The sequence below is a fragment of the Acinetobacter sp. YH12239 genome (assembly GCF_013417635.1).
Classification (GTDB): Bacteria; Pseudomonadota; Gammaproteobacteria; order Pseudomonadales; family Moraxellaceae; genus Acinetobacter.
This window is the reverse complement of the sequence record NZ_VPDP01000001.1, coordinates 71,255-86,096: the sequence shown is the minus strand read 5'-3', so window position 1 is coordinate 86,096 and position 14,842 is coordinate 71,255. Positions and strand designations below refer to the sequence as shown.

Annotated in this window: 11 protein-coding genes; 4 read left to right on the top strand and 7 right to left on the bottom strand. The window is 38.7% G+C overall.

Annotated elements, in window-relative coordinates:
* Nucleotides 1-7 precede the first annotated feature (7 nt).
* The 4 genes from FTV17_RS00385 to FTV17_RS00370 all read right to left on the bottom strand — a co-directional run bounded on the left by FTV17_RS00385 (nucleotide 8) and on the right by FTV17_RS00370 (nucleotide 5,765).
* The gene (locus tag FTV17_RS00385) at nucleotides 8-727 is read right to left on the bottom strand and encodes a carbonic anhydrase (RefSeq protein ID WP_179997716.1); all 720 of its coding nucleotides are present in this window, start codon (nucleotides 725-727) and stop codon (nucleotides 8-10) included.
* A 361-nt stretch (nucleotides 728-1,088) separates the two neighbouring features.
* Nucleotides 1,089-2,810: a thiamine pyrophosphate-dependent enzyme gene (locus FTV17_RS00380; protein ID WP_179997715.1), complete on the bottom strand. Its 1,722-nt coding sequence runs from the start codon at nucleotides 2,808-2,810 to the stop codon at nucleotides 1,089-1,091.
* 188 nt (nucleotides 2,811-2,998) lie between these two features.
* The gene (locus FTV17_RS00375) at nucleotides 2,999-4,045 is read right to left on the bottom strand and encodes a molecular chaperone DnaJ (RefSeq protein ID WP_218945245.1); all 1,047 of its coding nucleotides are present in this window, start codon (nucleotides 4,043-4,045) and stop codon (nucleotides 2,999-3,001) included.
* A gap of 58 nt (nucleotides 4,046-4,103) precedes the next feature.
* Nucleotides 4,104-5,765 carry a sensor domain-containing diguanylate cyclase gene (locus FTV17_RS00370; protein ID WP_218945244.1) on the bottom strand — a complete coding sequence of 554 codons (1,662 nt, stop codon included), beginning with the start codon at nucleotides 5,763-5,765 and terminating at the stop codon, nucleotides 4,104-4,106.
* Nucleotides 5,766-6,075: 310 nt separating this feature from the next.
* Between FTV17_RS00370 and FTV17_RS00365 the strand changes: the two genes are divergently transcribed.
* Nucleotides 6,076-6,753 carry a DUF421 domain-containing protein gene (locus FTV17_RS00365; protein ID WP_179997714.1) on the top strand — a complete coding sequence of 226 codons (678 nt, stop codon included), beginning with the start codon at nucleotides 6,076-6,078 and terminating at the stop codon, nucleotides 6,751-6,753.
* Between the two features lie 82 nt (nucleotides 6,754-6,835).
* Here the strand turns inward: FTV17_RS00365 and FTV17_RS00360 are convergent, their stop codons facing one another.
* Nucleotides 6,836-7,828 (bottom strand): NAD(P)H-quinone oxidoreductase, encoded by a 993-nt coding sequence (locus tag FTV17_RS00360; protein WP_179997713.1) that lies wholly within the window; start codon nucleotides 7,826-7,828, stop codon nucleotides 6,836-6,838.
* A gap of 131 nt (nucleotides 7,829-7,959) precedes the next feature.
* Between FTV17_RS00360 and FTV17_RS00355 the strand changes: the two genes are divergently transcribed.
* The 3 genes from FTV17_RS00355 (at nucleotide 7,960) to FTV17_RS00345 (ending at nucleotide 13,531) form a co-directional block, all read left to right on the top strand.
* The gene (locus FTV17_RS00355) at nucleotides 7,960-8,250 is read left to right on the top strand and encodes a hypothetical protein (RefSeq protein ID WP_179997712.1); all 291 of its coding nucleotides are present in this window, start codon (nucleotides 7,960-7,962) and stop codon (nucleotides 8,248-8,250) included.
* 138 nt (nucleotides 8,251-8,388) lie between these two features.
* Nucleotides 8,389-10,848, top strand: a complete 2,460-nt coding sequence (locus tag FTV17_RS00350; RefSeq protein ID WP_179997711.1) for a glycerophosphodiester phosphodiesterase family protein — start codon at nucleotides 8,389-8,391, stop codon at nucleotides 10,846-10,848.
* A gap of 262 nt (nucleotides 10,849-11,110) precedes the next feature.
* Nucleotides 11,111-13,531, top strand: coding sequence for a glycerophosphodiester phosphodiesterase family protein (locus FTV17_RS00345; RefSeq protein WP_257219852.1), 2,421 nt, complete (start codon nucleotides 11,111-11,113; stop codon nucleotides 13,529-13,531).
* A gap of 57 nt (nucleotides 13,532-13,588) precedes the next feature.
* Here FTV17_RS00345 and FTV17_RS00340 read toward each other — a convergent pair whose 3' ends face one another.
* Both FTV17_RS00340 and FTV17_RS00335 read right to left on the bottom strand, forming a co-directional pair.
* Nucleotides 13,589-14,464: an SDR family oxidoreductase gene (locus FTV17_RS00340; RefSeq protein ID WP_179997710.1), complete on the bottom strand. Its 876-nt coding sequence runs from the start codon at nucleotides 14,462-14,464 to the stop codon at nucleotides 13,589-13,591.
* A 121-nt stretch (nucleotides 14,465-14,585) separates the two neighbouring features.
* Complete coding sequence (locus FTV17_RS00335; RefSeq protein ID WP_179997709.1) at nucleotides 14,586-14,834, bottom strand: DUF2798 domain-containing protein; 249 nt, start codon at nucleotides 14,832-14,834, stop codon at nucleotides 14,586-14,588.
* Nucleotides 14,835-14,842 lie beyond the last annotated feature (8 nt).

The following is a 14,842-nucleotide window of genomic DNA, read 5'->3' as shown; positions in this document are numbered from 1 at the left end:
CTTTTTATCAGTTCTCCACCACTATACGGCCATTCAACGGCTGTACAGGTCGATTATTCGGATGTCCCAATAACTTGGCAAAGTCCTCAATCTGCTTGACTGAGGCTGTTTGAATCTCTTTTAAAATCAACCAACGTACACCCTCAGAACATGGTGGTGTGGTGAGTGATCCACTAAAACGATAATAGTCTAAATTCTTAGGCAATAAATGATTAACAGACTGGGGCTGTTTTAACTCAACTGTTTGCCCTTTTTGCTTCGGTAAAGAATTCCATATTCTTGCCAATTGCGGATTCTCTGCACCTTGTGCATACATCATCCCCACTACAGCCAGCTCTCCTTTGGCATTGGCATGTACAAAATGGATTTCTAGCGGATATTGTTTGCCATGGATTTTATTTTCACTTGGGGTATGCAAATGAAACTGCTTGAGTTGGAAACGATCACCATCCAGCATCAACTCCCCGCCTTCCTCAAAGTCGACTTGTACGGTGTGTCCATTGTTATGAATACGTTGAATCAAAATTTGATAGCTAAACTGCAACGGTTTCAAATCCGCTTTTACAGAGCGCTCAATGTTAATTGGCGACTGATTATGACCAGAACAGGCTGCAAAATTGGGGCTCAGTGTGTTCCATTGTTCAGGGTGGTGATAATCCCAATCTGCACCTGCCCATACACTTGAAGAAAGAATAGAAAGTGAAAATACTTGAAAAAAACTTCTCATCATTAAACCTTAATACGCGAACCGTTCATTAATTTATGTGATTTTTACCATTATTATTTTGATCTATTTGATATTTTCTCATAGATCAAATGATCTCCACATCTTGATCATGACTGAATCAAAAATGGAACATAGTTATAGAAACTATGAGAATTTGGAACAATGACGATATTGATCAAAATGATTTTATGAAGGGTTAATGCTTATTTTTTAAGATAATTTTTATTGTAAATTTACTGTATTTTTTTATTATAATTTTACTTAACGGTATAAAAAAAGCTTCTTCAAGCCTAGCAGATATAAATATCCCGTGAGTACTTGAAGAAACTGTCATAAAAAATGATTAAAGAGACGAACGATTTTATTTAATAAAATTATTCACGATTAGATCTTTTACCTCATCTCCTCGACCAGCTAAAACCGCCTTCATCGCATACAATGAAGTCGCCTTCACTTGCTCAAATTTTGGTTCTGGTGGCATCACCAACTCTACTGGGTTGGTATGAATATCGATTAGTGCAGGACCATCATGAGCTAAAAATTTCTGAATAGCTGCTTCCAAACCATGACCATCTTTTTGAGTCATGCCATAAATCCCGATCGCTTCAGCGACTTTGCCAAAATCTGGGTTTGCTAACTTGGTAAAATTATCCAGTAAGCCATCAACTTTTTGTTCAAGCTCTACAAAATTGAGCGAATGGTTATTAAAGACAACAATTTTGATCGGCAACTTTTCCTGCACGATGGTCATGAGATCACCCAACAGCATACTCAGACCACCATCACCACATAGCGCAATCACCTGACGTTCAGGAAAGGCTTTTTTAATCCCGAGTGCTTGAGGCATCGAGTTTGCCATAGTACCGTGCAGTAAACTACATAGCAATTTACGCTTACCATTGGTATCGATGTGACGAAGCATCCATAGTTTCGATGAGCCTGCATCTCCAGTGAAAAATGCATCATCATCTGCATATTTGTTGAGGAGCGCCACCACATATTGCGGGTGGATCAAACCATCTTTACCTATACGCTCTTCTTTCAAACGAGCTGCATCTGCAACTTTCTTTAAATCTAAGCACTCTTGAATAAAGTGTTGGTTCTGCTTGTTTTCAACTAAAGGGATTAATGCGCGCAGCGTTGGTGCAATGTGTCCAACAGCACCAAAATCTATAGGATAGCGACGACCTAAATGAGTAGCATCGACATCGATTTGAATAATCTTCGCGTGTTTAGGATAAAACTGTGGCCACGCAAAGTCCGTTCCAAGCAGTAACAATACCTCACTATGATTAATCGCATGTAAGGCTGCTTTATTACCATACATACCATTCATCCCCATATTATGAGGATTATCATATTCAATAAAATGTTTTGCACGTGAGGTATGCACAACGGGTGCATTTAATTTTTTCGAAAGTTCAACCACTTCATCGTGAGCATGCTGAGCTCCAATACCCGCATAAATCGTGACTTTTTGATGAGCACTGATGAAGTTTTTAATCTGATCAAGTTCAGCAGGATTAGGCGTAGTTTCAGGCTGCGGATGATGTACCTTGAAATCCAATGTTTCCTGAATATATTGACTGCTGATATTGGTTGGCATAATGACCACCGCTACGCCACGTTTATTCAGTGCTGCCTGACAGGCCAATGTCATCACATGTCTGACTTGACTGGCTGCTTTGATCTCCTCGCAATATACAGAACAACTTTTATAAATTTCTTTAAAGTCGACATATTGGGGAAAATCTAAATAGCCTGCTTGTTCGGTTGAAAGTTGGCTTGCGATCAAAACCACAGGCGCACCATTACGGTGTGATTCGTACAGACCATTAATAAAATGCAAGCTTCCAGGACCACATGAGCCAGCACATACTGTTAAATTGCCACTCATCAATGAATCTGCACCTGCTGCAAATGCACCTACTTCTTCATGGCGAACATTGATCCATTGAATAGAACTTCGCGATAAAGAATCGGTAAAGTGATTAAGCGTATCTCCAACGATGCCGTAACAGTGCTTTACGCCGACTTGTTCCAACACTTCAATCATAATGTCTGAGACTTTTTTACTTTTCATGTTATTCCTAGTTTTAGTTTTTAGAGCATTATCGTTATATTATGGTCAATACATCAAATAAATGCGACAAAATACACATTTTATATAAATTATAATATTAATTTTTTAATAATAGGACAATCAACCATTGAGAAATACGGAATGAGTAGATGTCATTAACAGCTATTTATAGCTCGTATGTTTTGGATTCAAAGAAGTGAATGTTCAATCAAAAATGCTAACCCAGAAGCTTTTGACATTTCAATTAAACGCTGCTTTTCCAATTTGAGTTGTTGTTTTAACAATGAAACTTCTTGATCAATCTGTAGATAGAGCTTTTGAATATTTAAAGCACCTTGAGTTTTTTGTACTTCAATTTTTGCCTTGTTTGACCACACTAAGCTATTAATCAATATCTGGATTTGCTTTTCTAAAGTTAAACTCTGAGCTTGTAATACTTGTTGATAGTACTTCAATTGATCTTGCTGAATAGCTTTCTGTATACCGACTTGAAGTTGCTCGACTTCAAGTTGTAACTTCAATAGCGTGAATAAATCCTCTTGTTCATAAGCTTCATTAACACGTTGTAATAATGCCGTCTTTGCAGCCTTTTTGGATTCATCCGGTTCACGGTCTGGATGAATGATAGATGCTGTTTTGAGATATACTGTTTTCAGGGATTGATTCACTAACTTTTCTGCTTCGGCGTGTTTATCTTGCTGCCGTTTAAGTTTGGCTTGCTGCCTTGCTTGTTGATACTGCGCTTTGTCCCACAATGAATCGTCATCAATCGTTGAATCATTTTGTTCACCATGAGCATCTGGTGCTTGACTAGATTCGAAGTTGTTCTTTTTATCTTGCTTATTTCGTGGTTGAGCAAACACCTGTTCGAAATAAATATGTAATTTTTCAACTGTCTCAAGTTGAGTTTCATTGAGCATATTTGATTTGCTCAACATTTGGGTCAAGTTAAAACACTTCTCTTCCACAACCTTTTGAGACGACTTATTTAAATCAATTTGACTTAGGCTATTCCATAGACTTTGTAATTGCTGAAACAGCACTTGATAAACATCACGATAGACAGGAATAAGTTTCTTCTGCGTGTAGGTACGAATTTCTTCTTGGGCGTGTTGCCATGCGGATAATTGTAATTTTTGCTGCTCAATCTGATTAATCAAAACCCGTAGCTTATGATCTTGAGGAACTTGAACAAGTTGTGCAAAAGAACTGGTTTGAATTTTGAATGAAGTCACGTTAGGTGCTTAGTCCAATGAGAGAATACTGAGTTTAGCAAAATGTGGATGCTTTATTTTAAGCATCAATCACAGTTTGATTTCGACCATTGGTTTTTGCTTGATAAAGATGTCGATCTGCTCGTTTAAGAATGGCATAAGCATCAGTATCGTTGAGATCAGTCACACTGACACCAATACTGACGGTCAAAGTTTTCTCTGCCAAAATAACAGCTCGTTCCACCATTGTACGAATTTTCTCTGCCAAAATTTGCGCACCCATTAGATGTGTTGCAGGCAATAAAATTACAAATTCTTCACCACCATAACGTGCCACAAAATCGGTTTCACGTGTTGCTTGATCAATGATTTTTGCTACTTGTTGTAACACTTGATCCCCTTGATCATGACCATATTGATCGTTGACTTGCTTAAAATAATCGACATCCAATATAAGTGCTGCATAGCCAATTTGATTTCTTTTATGCTGAGCAAACCAGTATTCAAGTTGTTCGTTTAAAGCACGGCGATTGTGTAAACCTGTTAATGCGTCATGTCGTGACAATCGAATCAACTCAAGATTAGCCAACTCAAGTGCTCGAGTGCGCTCTTGAACCTTCCGCTCTAGAGATTGGTTTGCCTCAAGCAATTGTTGTTTCTGTTCCAATAAGGTTTGCGTCATGCTTTGTAGAGAATGTGATAATCCTTGGATTTCACGGATGCTGCTTTGACTATGAAATGCCGTATGCACGTCTCCCTGTTCGACCGCATAAGCCGATTTGGCTAAAGCCTCAATGGGTCTGCTCAATTTATTGGCAAGTTGATAAATCACATAAAAGATAAACAGCGAGACGAATAAACCAATCAGAAAGATTTTGAATTGCAAATCACGCATATCTGCCAAAGCAATCGCCAAAGGTTGACGAATTACCACATGCCAACCAATATCACTTTCAGTCTCGGACTCCACCGCAATATTTGTGGTTAAGAAATCCTGCCCTTCATTCCAATCATCAATATAATAAAGTGCATCGTTGACTTGAAGTTGAGGTGGCTTGACTCGTCCAATACTTTTAAATGGATACAGCAGTTCACCCTGTTTGTTTAAGATAAAGACTTCTATGCCACGCTGAGATGCTGTTTGAGATAAGGCTTTATTGAGAATATGACGTGCCCACTCCCAATCTGCATGTGCAGCTAACACTCCTTTTAATTTTTGAGTATTTGGATCATAGATTGGTGTTGCGAAATCAATAAAACGCATCGGTTCATGAGGATTTAAAGCTTGAATTTTTTTTGCCAATAACACAGCTTCATGCACATCACCTAAGTACGTACCCTGTAAACCTGCCTTAAACCATGGCCGTGAAGAAACATTTTCACCTTCAAGAATACCATCCGCAGCGATTTGAACATCACCGTTTAAATCCGTTACCCCCATCCAAGCATAATAGACATACGCATTTTTGACTTGTTCCAAGCGTGTACGAACACGTGGACCATCTAGATTTGCTTCTGAAAAGAATGGAGATTGGCTGAGCAGCACCATTTCGCGCTCGCGTTCGGCAAGAGAAGTTGCCAAGGCATTACTGATATTTTTTGCTGCGACATGTAGGGTCTGTCCACTGGCTTTAGCCAAGTGCTGAGATGCGATATTTCCAATATACAACGATACGCATATCCCAAGGATAATGGTTAATCCAGCAAATATGAACAGAACGCGATTACGGAATGAATCCAAAATACACCTTAACTCTTGGTTAAACACCGAAACATGCAACCATAAGAATATAACAGAATATTACAAATACATAACAAACATTTCGGCTCATTGTAATGAATAAAAAATGCCAACCTTATCTCATATATTCAAAATCATGATTAACATTAACAACTGTAATTCCACTCCCTATCTTTTTAAACAACATGATTTAATGTTCAATTCACGCACCACATCTACATAAAGTCATAATAATTCGACAATAATTCTGTATTTCTTTTTTTTGGCGCTTGATAGCTTAGGTAGAATCACCTAGAAAATTGAGAAACAAATGGATTTTGCTTCTATCTTTTTTTACGACACCACATGGGCATTTGTTTTCGAGATTTTAGTCCGATGTGTGGTGATGTATTTACTGATCATTCTTTTTCTTCGTTTGACAGGTAAGCGAGGAGTTAGACAGCTCTCTATCTTTGAAGTTGCCATTATTCTTTGTCTTGGATCAATTGCTGGAGATCCAATGTTTACGGAGGATTTACCCTTAATTCAAGCCGTAGTCGTCATGAGTGTGATCATCTTACTTTACCGCACCACAACGTGGTTAATGATGAAATATCAGCCTTTCGAAGACTTAGTCGAAGGTAAATCCTGCTACATCGTTAAAGATGGCATGCTCGTCCTTGAAGCATTCAAGCGAGGTAATATGTCGCATGATGAGTTCTTTTCGGAAATGCGTCGTCAATCTGTTGAGCATTTAGGTCAAATTCGAGTCGGTCTATTAGAATCCGATGGGAATTTCAGTATTTTGTTTTATCCCGATGAACAAGTTAAATATGGCTTACCAATTTTTCCAGATCAAGCTCAATCAATATACAAGGTAAAACCTAGCGTAATATATGCGTGTACACATTGTGGATTCTGTACTGAACTTCATCAACCACTTCAAGATTGTCCGCGCTGTTCTTGCCAAGATTGGACACAAGCAATCAACAGTCTAAGAGTTGGTTAGCAGATGAATAATCTAAAGTCTGTAGAGACGAAGTAGATTATTCATCCTCAGCACTGACTGAATCGAACATAGGTGGTTGAGATTAATCCAACACTTTCACCACAATTTTACCAATGTGATCACCTGCATCCATTGCCAAATGAGCCGCTTGAATCTCATCAAAATTAAAAGTTTTATAGATCATCGGTAGACATTCACCTTTTGCCCATAACGGCGCAACATGTGTCTTTAAATCTTGGGCGATTTTGGCTTTTTCTGCTGTGGTACGTGCACGCATGGTTGAGCCAGTAATGGTTAAACGCTTCATCATGATTTGACCTAATTTTACGCCGTCAGCTTTAGCTCCTCCAAGAAATGCGATATAAACCAAACGCCCATCACGACGTAATACATTCAAGTTTTGGGCTAAATAAGGCGCTCCAACCATATCTAAGACAATATCTACGCCATTTTCTTCCGTCGCTTGCTGAATGACCTGTTCAAAGTCTTCCGTTTTATAATTAATTGCATGCGTCAAATCTTGAATTGCTTTTACTTTCTCATCTGAGCCAACAGTCGCAAAAGTTTTTAAGCCAAATGCTTTACACAACATTAATGCCGTTGTTCCAATCCCACTGGTTCCGCCATGGATTAAAGCCGTTTCCCCCGCTTTAGCTTTGCCCATTTGAAAAATATTCGCCCAAACGGTAAAAAATGTTTCTGGAATTGCAGCAGCTTGAATATGACTCACTCCTTCTGGAATAATAATCAGCTGAGATTCAGGCACCACACAGTATTCGGCATAACCACCACCATTGGTGAGTCCGCACACTTGATCCCCCACCTGATAGGCGTTTACCTCAGCCCCTACAGCAACGACTTCACCTGATACCTCTAAACCTGGTACAGGTGTCACCCCTTTTGGCATTGGATATAAACCTTGGCGTTGTAAAATATCAGGACGGTTAATGCCGAAAGCATGTACTTTCACCAAGACTTCATTGTCTTTAGGTTGCGGAATATCAACCGTTTCATAAGCCAACTTTTCAATGCCGCCTGGTTCAGTAATGATCACGTGTTGCATGCTTTGTGCCATAATCAAATCCTTTATTTACAATACTTTTCATTCATTTCAATCAATTTCATCATAGTTGATCACATTGATAAAGTCCTGTATTACTTATGTATAAGGATGAAAACGAATCATTATTTTTTGGGGAAAATAATATGCGTTACTTGCTGCAATTTATTTTGCCATGCAGTTTTGCTGCCTTGGTCATCATCTGTTGGACTTTTTTGTTAAGTTTTCCATGGGATTCAGCAGTGATTGCGATGACCTATTTCCAAATTGGGCTGGTGTTGTTATTGCTTTATGTTGAGTATGATGCGAGCAAAGTGGATGGTGCAGCAGGTTGGACTTTTTTAGTTTTCTGTTTTTTTGAAATGATATTGTTCGTCGCTTTGGGGATCATTCGTGTCATTGTTGGTGGATGGCAAGTTTTAGATCTTTTATTTTGAGCTGTGCCTCAGACACGAATATTAAAATAACTCAATAACACAAACAAATCTTCGTATTTTTTTGATTTACAACGGAATTGTAACCTTAATATCTTAGATTTTAAGGTCGTCATGGATCGTACACTCGAGAATTTTAAAATGAAAAAGCAGACTCTAGTTGTCACACTATCGCTCATGCTCGGTTTAGCAGGATGCTCTGGGGAAGATCAACCTAAATCAACCTTACCAAATACCCCTGAGCCACCCATACCAATTCAACCTGAAGATCCAAAACCATCCCTACCACCAGATCTCGAACCTGAAACACCGATCAATGTTCCACAACCAAACACTTATTTAAATCTGGATTTTACTGAACTTTATTCAATACCTTCTGATTGGAATATTCTGCCTTCAAATCCAGGTAGCATTCAATTTAAAGAAGGTGCCTTACTGATTGATGGTCGCAAAGATTTAACCAAACCCACCACGATCATGTTAAGTTCGGATTTTCAAAAGCTTCGCAACTATAAAATTGAGTTAGAATTTGAATACCTTGAGCGTAATAACGGTACTCGTTGGGGAAGTATTATTTATCGAGCTTCAGATGTGTTTGCTCAACCTGAATATACACCATACTACCAATTTGCTATTCGTGCAGATGCATCTGCTTATAATGGTCTAGAACTCGCACTTAGACGCTCAAATAACACATGGAATGTCATCAATACATCCAAATTCGAATCAAACATTGCTTTAAATACACCTTATAAGGCTACAGTTGTTGTTCATAATCAACGTGTTCGTCATTACTTGAATGATCAATTGGTTTTTGATGGTGAATTACCCACCAACCTAAACCAAGGTGCCATTGGACTTTCAGCAGCAGGATTGCTGATGAAGGTCAACACAATACAGGTGATTGAACAACTTGATGCCCTCCCTACTCAAGATCGGATTACAGATGTCATTGATCACAAATATCCAGTTGCAATGGCGCCTGCTTTAGCGCAACCAGCCGCCTCATTAACAAATGATAACGCTCATACCGCCACTTATATTGCTTACCAACTTGATGAACAATTATTTTTAAAAGATTTCGACAATAAGACCTCGATGCACCTCAGAAGTCTTCTTTCTGATCAAACCAAAAGAACACTTCCTCTTCTGCATATCGACTCTGAAAACACACTGGCTGAATTAAGATCTTTGTCTTCAGATTATGATTTTAGTGATGTCACGCTAGTCTCTGATGATCCATATCTATTAAGAAAAGCGCGTGTGGAGATTCCAGAAATCCGTACAGCATTGGATTGGTCTGAAAAGTACAATTTGATTTCAGATCAAAATAGTGTTGTGAAAATTGCACAGGCAACCAATACATCACTTTCTAAAATTGTGATTTTACCAGCCCATTTGGTTCAGTCTCATGTAGTTGCACACTTGCAACGTTTATTGATCACACCTTGGGCAGGTTTTACCCACAATATTTCTGGACAGACCAGTCCTAAGCTTGATGCCTATCAAGCTGCTGAGATATTAACAACAGGAGTAAATGGCATTTATACACATCAGCCTGAATTATTTCATTCCATCATGCGCTCAATGGCGCCCAACACCCTACTTCGTAAACCACTCATTACAGGTCATCGTGGAATTCCATCTCAAGTTGATGAAAATACCCTTGAAGGTATTCTTAAGGCGATAGAAGTTGGTGCTGATGCCGTGGAATATGATGTATATCTGACGAAAGATGACCATGTCGTTTTAATGCATGATAAATCGGTTTTACGCACAACGGGTATCGCAAAAAATATTGAGAACATGACGCTCGAAGAAGTTCGTAAACTAAAAACGACCGGGCAGCGACTTGCCATACCGACGATGGATGAAGTATTGGCTGCAGTAGTTAAAAAGTACCCACATGTCACCAATTTTATCGAGATTAAGAGTGCAAAACCCGAAATAATTTCAAAAATTAAAGATTTACTTGATAAATATGATGCATATGGTCAAGCCATTGTCATAAGTTTTGATGGGCAACAAATTCTTGAAATGAAGAACACTCTAAAAGGTGTATCAACGGGTTTATTGGTATATCCACCAAAGGAACAAACTACTTTTCTAAACATTCGAAGAATTTTGGAAACAACACGACAATTTTCTTCAACATTCAATCCGAATTATAGTGGTTTGAATCAGGACGTCATGTATCTAGCAAGTTTACGTGGTGTGACCTTTTGGCCTTGGACGTTTCGTTTAATTAAAAATGATTTCAATCGTATGTACATTCAAGGTACACATGGGTTGACCACAGATTATGCACAAGATGCATCGAATTTTGTGGTCAAAATTGAAACTCCACCACAAATAACAGCAACTGTTGGTCAACCTTTACAAATCACTGGGAAAAAATTAACGCAATTGGGTCAATCAAGTTACCAAAGCTTCAATACGATGCTCGTACTACCAGGCTCTGCAAAATATAGTCTAAATGGTCAATCTGTGAGTTTCAGTGAACGTGGTATTGCCTATGTCATGCCAAGCTACCAATACACCATAGCACCCAATTTCACCTATACGATCTATGCAAAACCCGTGACTGTGACCATTCAATAAGCAAATCTCATTGATATTCGAAGACCAATTCAGCTCGCTGAGTTGGTTTTTCAGAACATAGTATTCACCCTCATCTTTTCAAAAGATTTTGACTGGTCTTTTAATGGTGTTGACCTCTATACACCACAATATTTAAAACTGATGAATTTCATAAATATTTAATATGTAATAATTTTTTTACTTTATGACAAATCCATAGAATTGTCATTTTATGTACTTAGATTGTGTCTCGCTTAGGGACATACTTTTCGAGTACTTTTTAATGATGAAATTTACAACACTGACGTCAGCAATATTATTAACATTAAGCTTAACGGCTTGCTCCGATGATGATCAAAAAAACGCTGTATCAAATCCAGATCAAACGGAAAATCCTAATCCATCTCCTGAACCAGAAACACCAGACATTGAAGTACCTATACCCGAAATACTTTTTGAAGAAAATTTCAATGCTTTAACTACTATTCCAAACAATTGGACTCAACTTCGCAGCAGTCCAGGGAATCTTGAGGTTAAAGATGGAGCACTACTCATCAATGGTACGGCGCATGATACTCAAATGACGACCATCATGTTGCCAAACGAACTACAGCAACATCGTAATTATCGTATCGATATGGATTTTGCTTTCTTAGAAAATAACAATGGCGGGCGTTGGGGTAGCATCATCTATCGTGCCGCTGATCAATATGCTGATCCAGCTTTTACTCCATACTATCAATTCGCATTTCGTGTTGATGCAACCGCTGCAAGTGGTCTTGAACTTTCTATGCGTCAACCTAACAACACATGGAATGTTTTACAGAAATCTGCTCATAAAGAGAATTTTGAGTTAAATAAAACCTACAAAGCAACAGTCATCGTACATGGTCAACGCGTACGCCATTATATTAATGATGAACTCGTACTCGATAGCACGCTACCCTACAATTTAGATCAGGGTGGCATTGGCATTTCTACAGCAGGCACTTTGATGCGTGTAGATTCAATTAAAGTGACTGAGCAACTCGAAGCCCTACCAGAGTCTAATCGAGTTACAGATCTAATCGATCAGCAATTGCCAGTCTCTATGGCACCAGCACTCGCTCAGCCTGCTGGCGCAACTACACTGAACTCAGCTCCATTAGCAACTCATGTTGCCTATCAACTGGATGAGCAACTCAATCTTCTTAACCAAGATCAAAAGAAAATTACTCATTTAAAAGATTATTTAAATGATTCAACACGACGTCATATTCCGCTATTAACGATCAATTCAGAAAAAACAATTCGTAATCTGAAAACGTTGACAGAAAACTATGATCTCGCTGATATCACCTTGGTGTCGGATCAGCCTGAACTCTTACGTAAAGCTCGTGTTGAAATCCCTGTATTGCGTACAGCACTCGACTATTCAAAACAATCTGGTTTCACCAATAGTAAATCAGATATTGTAAAAATTGCGCATAATACCAACTCTTCTTTATCAAAAATTGTCATTTTACCGCCGCACTTAGTGCAATCAGAAGTCGTATCTCATCTACAACGCTTATTAATTACACCTTGGGCAAGCACACTTCATCCAGATCAAAAAGATGGCATTGATGCATTCAAAGCAGCTGATATTTTAAGCACTGGGATTAATGGGATCTATACACAACAGCCAGATGTTTTCCAAAACATTATGAAGCAGATGGCACCGAATACCTTGTTAAGAAAACCCCTCATCACAGGCCATCGTGGTATTCCAGCTTTAGAGGATGAAAATACTTTAGAAGGAACAATCAAAGCTATTGAGGTAGGTGCTGATGCAGTTGAATATGATGTTTATTTATCGAAAGATGGTCATGTTTTCTTGATGCATGACGGGACGCTAAAACGTACCACAGGTGATAGCAGAAACACTGAAGATCTGACCTTAGCTGAAATTCGTCAGTTACGTACGATTCCCAATGGTCGCCCAGTTCCAACCATGGATGAGGTTTTGGCTGCCGTCAAAAAATATCCCCATGTGACCAATTTCATCGAAATTAAAAGCGCAAAGCCTGAAATTGTAGCGAAGATTAAAGAGCTTTTGGATAAGCATAATGCCTATGATCAATCGATTGTCATTAGTTTTAATGGTGATCAAATCTTACAGATGAAAAATACGTTACCGGGTGTTTCTACAGGTTTCCTAACGAGTACACCGAACGCACAAAGTAATATTGTAAACACACGTCGAATATTAGACGCGACTCAAAAATATTCATCTACATTTAACCCATCTTTTGCAGGATTAAGCAAAGAGTTAATGTCGATGGCGAGTTTACGTGGCGTAACTTTCTGGCCTTGGACTTTCCGTACCAATAAAGATGATTTTAATCGTATGTATATACAGGGAACACATGGCTTAACCACCGATTATGCTCATGAATCTTCTGATTTAGTCACAAAAATCAATACTCCAGGTCAAATCACTGCAAAAGTGGGACAGCCTGTTGTTCTCAGTGGTGAAAAAGTTACTCAAATAGGTAAGGCTTCAGCACAAAACTTTAATTCAATGATTGTTCTGCCTGGTTCTGCCAAATATAGCAAAAATGGTCAGTCGATCACGTTTGGTGAACAAGGCAAAGCCTATGTTATGCCGAGCTATCAATACACGATTGCGCCGAATTATAACTACACCCTGTACGGTAAACCCGTGACAGTCACGATTCAATAAGAAGCTTTAAAATTCACATGCCCAATTGTTAAGTTTAAAGCTTCAATTGGGCATTTCTTATTTTTTTAAATTTTGAATCACTTCGGGTAAAAAAGAACGGTGAAATCCATCATAGGCTTGATTATTCTCAGCCGGACTCAATGGAAATATACGTGTGCCTTGAGAAGCTGCGCCATCAATCCTTATCGTGACACCCGATATAAATTTAGACGCTTCAGACAATAAATAGACGATCACTGATGACACCTCAGCTTCTGTTCCCATGCGTTGCAAAGGAACTTTCTCCGCCATACTTGGAATCACTTTTTCAGCCATTTCACCAGTATATGTATCCATACCTGATGACAAAATCCATCCAGGTGCTACGGCATTCACACGAACTCCAGATTTGCCCCATTCGACAGCAGCTGTCTTGGTCAGATTATCAACCCCTGCACGGGCTGCGCCTGAATGTCCCATATTCGGCATACCTCCCCACATATCAGCAGTCATGTTGACAATACTTCCACCATGCTTATTCATCCACTGATTGTAAGCTTCGCGCATGAGATAGAATGTAGCGTGTAGATTGTTTCGAATGACAGCATCAAATCCATTGGCTGAGATTTTTTCTAAATGCGCTGGAAATTGTCCGCCTGCATTATTCACCAAGCCATCAATTCGTCCGAATTTTTCAATCACTTCGCTAATCATGGCTTTCACTTGTGCTTCATCACGATTATCACAAGCGATGCCATAGGCTCTGCCACCATCTTCCATGATTTCAGCAACAACTTTATCGAGTTTTTCTTGGGTACGCCCTGTAATAATCACTTGTGCATCCAATGATGCAAGCTCATGAGCTGTACAACGTCCAATACCAGAACCACCTCCTGTCACAATGATGACCTGATTCTGAAATAAATTTTCCTTGAATACTGAGTTATATGTCATGCCAATCCTTAGGTTGTAATTTTTATCGACTTGCAAAATTATCCCGATTTTTTAACAGTTGCAAGATCATAGAATTTTATAATTGTTGTTTTAAATGCTAATCAAACCTTTCATTCAAGGGCTATGGCATAGTTTTTACAAAACGCATTAAGATTTTTCTTACCACAGGTAAAAATATTAAGATCAATGGAAATGCGATTAACCAAGACATTGCCCACGTCTTTATCCAGACCATCCAGATCCCATCAAAAAATCCACGATTCATTACAATATTAATTAAAGAAATTGAACCACTCATCAAACATGACAAAATTAACGGCATCAGCCAATTGAGATGTTTGGGGTGAAATTTTGGGAGTGCTTTATTCATTGTAGCGC

Bases quoted from the DNA above. Each gene is read 5' to 3' on its own strand.
- FTV17_RS00385 (WP_179997716.1), bottom strand. From the start codon at position 727: ATGAGAAGTTTTTTTCAAGTATTTTCACTTTCTATTCTTTCTTCAAGT.
- FTV17_RS00380 (WP_179997715.1), bottom strand. From the start codon at position 2,810: ATGAAAAGTAAAAAAGTCTCAGACATTATGATTGAAGTGTTGGAACAA.
- FTV17_RS00365 (WP_179997714.1), top strand. From the start codon at position 6,076: ATGGATTTTGCTTCTATCTTTTTTTACGACACCACATGGGCATTTGTT.
- FTV17_RS00360 (WP_179997713.1), bottom strand. From the start codon at position 7,828: ATGGCACAAAGCATGCAACACGTGATCATTACTGAACCAGGCGGCATT.
- FTV17_RS00355 (WP_179997712.1), top strand. From the start codon at position 7,960: ATGCGTTACTTGCTGCAATTTATTTTGCCATGCAGTTTTGCTGCCTTG.
- FTV17_RS00350 (WP_179997711.1), top strand. From the start codon at position 8,389: ATGAAAAAGCAGACTCTAGTTGTCACACTATCGCTCATGCTCGGTTTA.
- FTV17_RS00345 (WP_257219852.1), top strand. From the start codon at position 11,111: ATGATGAAATTTACAACACTGACGTCAGCAATATTATTAACATTAAGC.
- FTV17_RS00340 (WP_179997710.1), bottom strand. From the start codon at position 14,464: ATGACATATAACTCAGTATTCAAGGAAAATTTATTTCAGAATCAGGTC.
- FTV17_RS00335 (WP_179997709.1), bottom strand. From the start codon at position 14,834: ATGAATAAAGCACTCCCAAAATTTCACCCCAAACATCTCAATTGGCTG.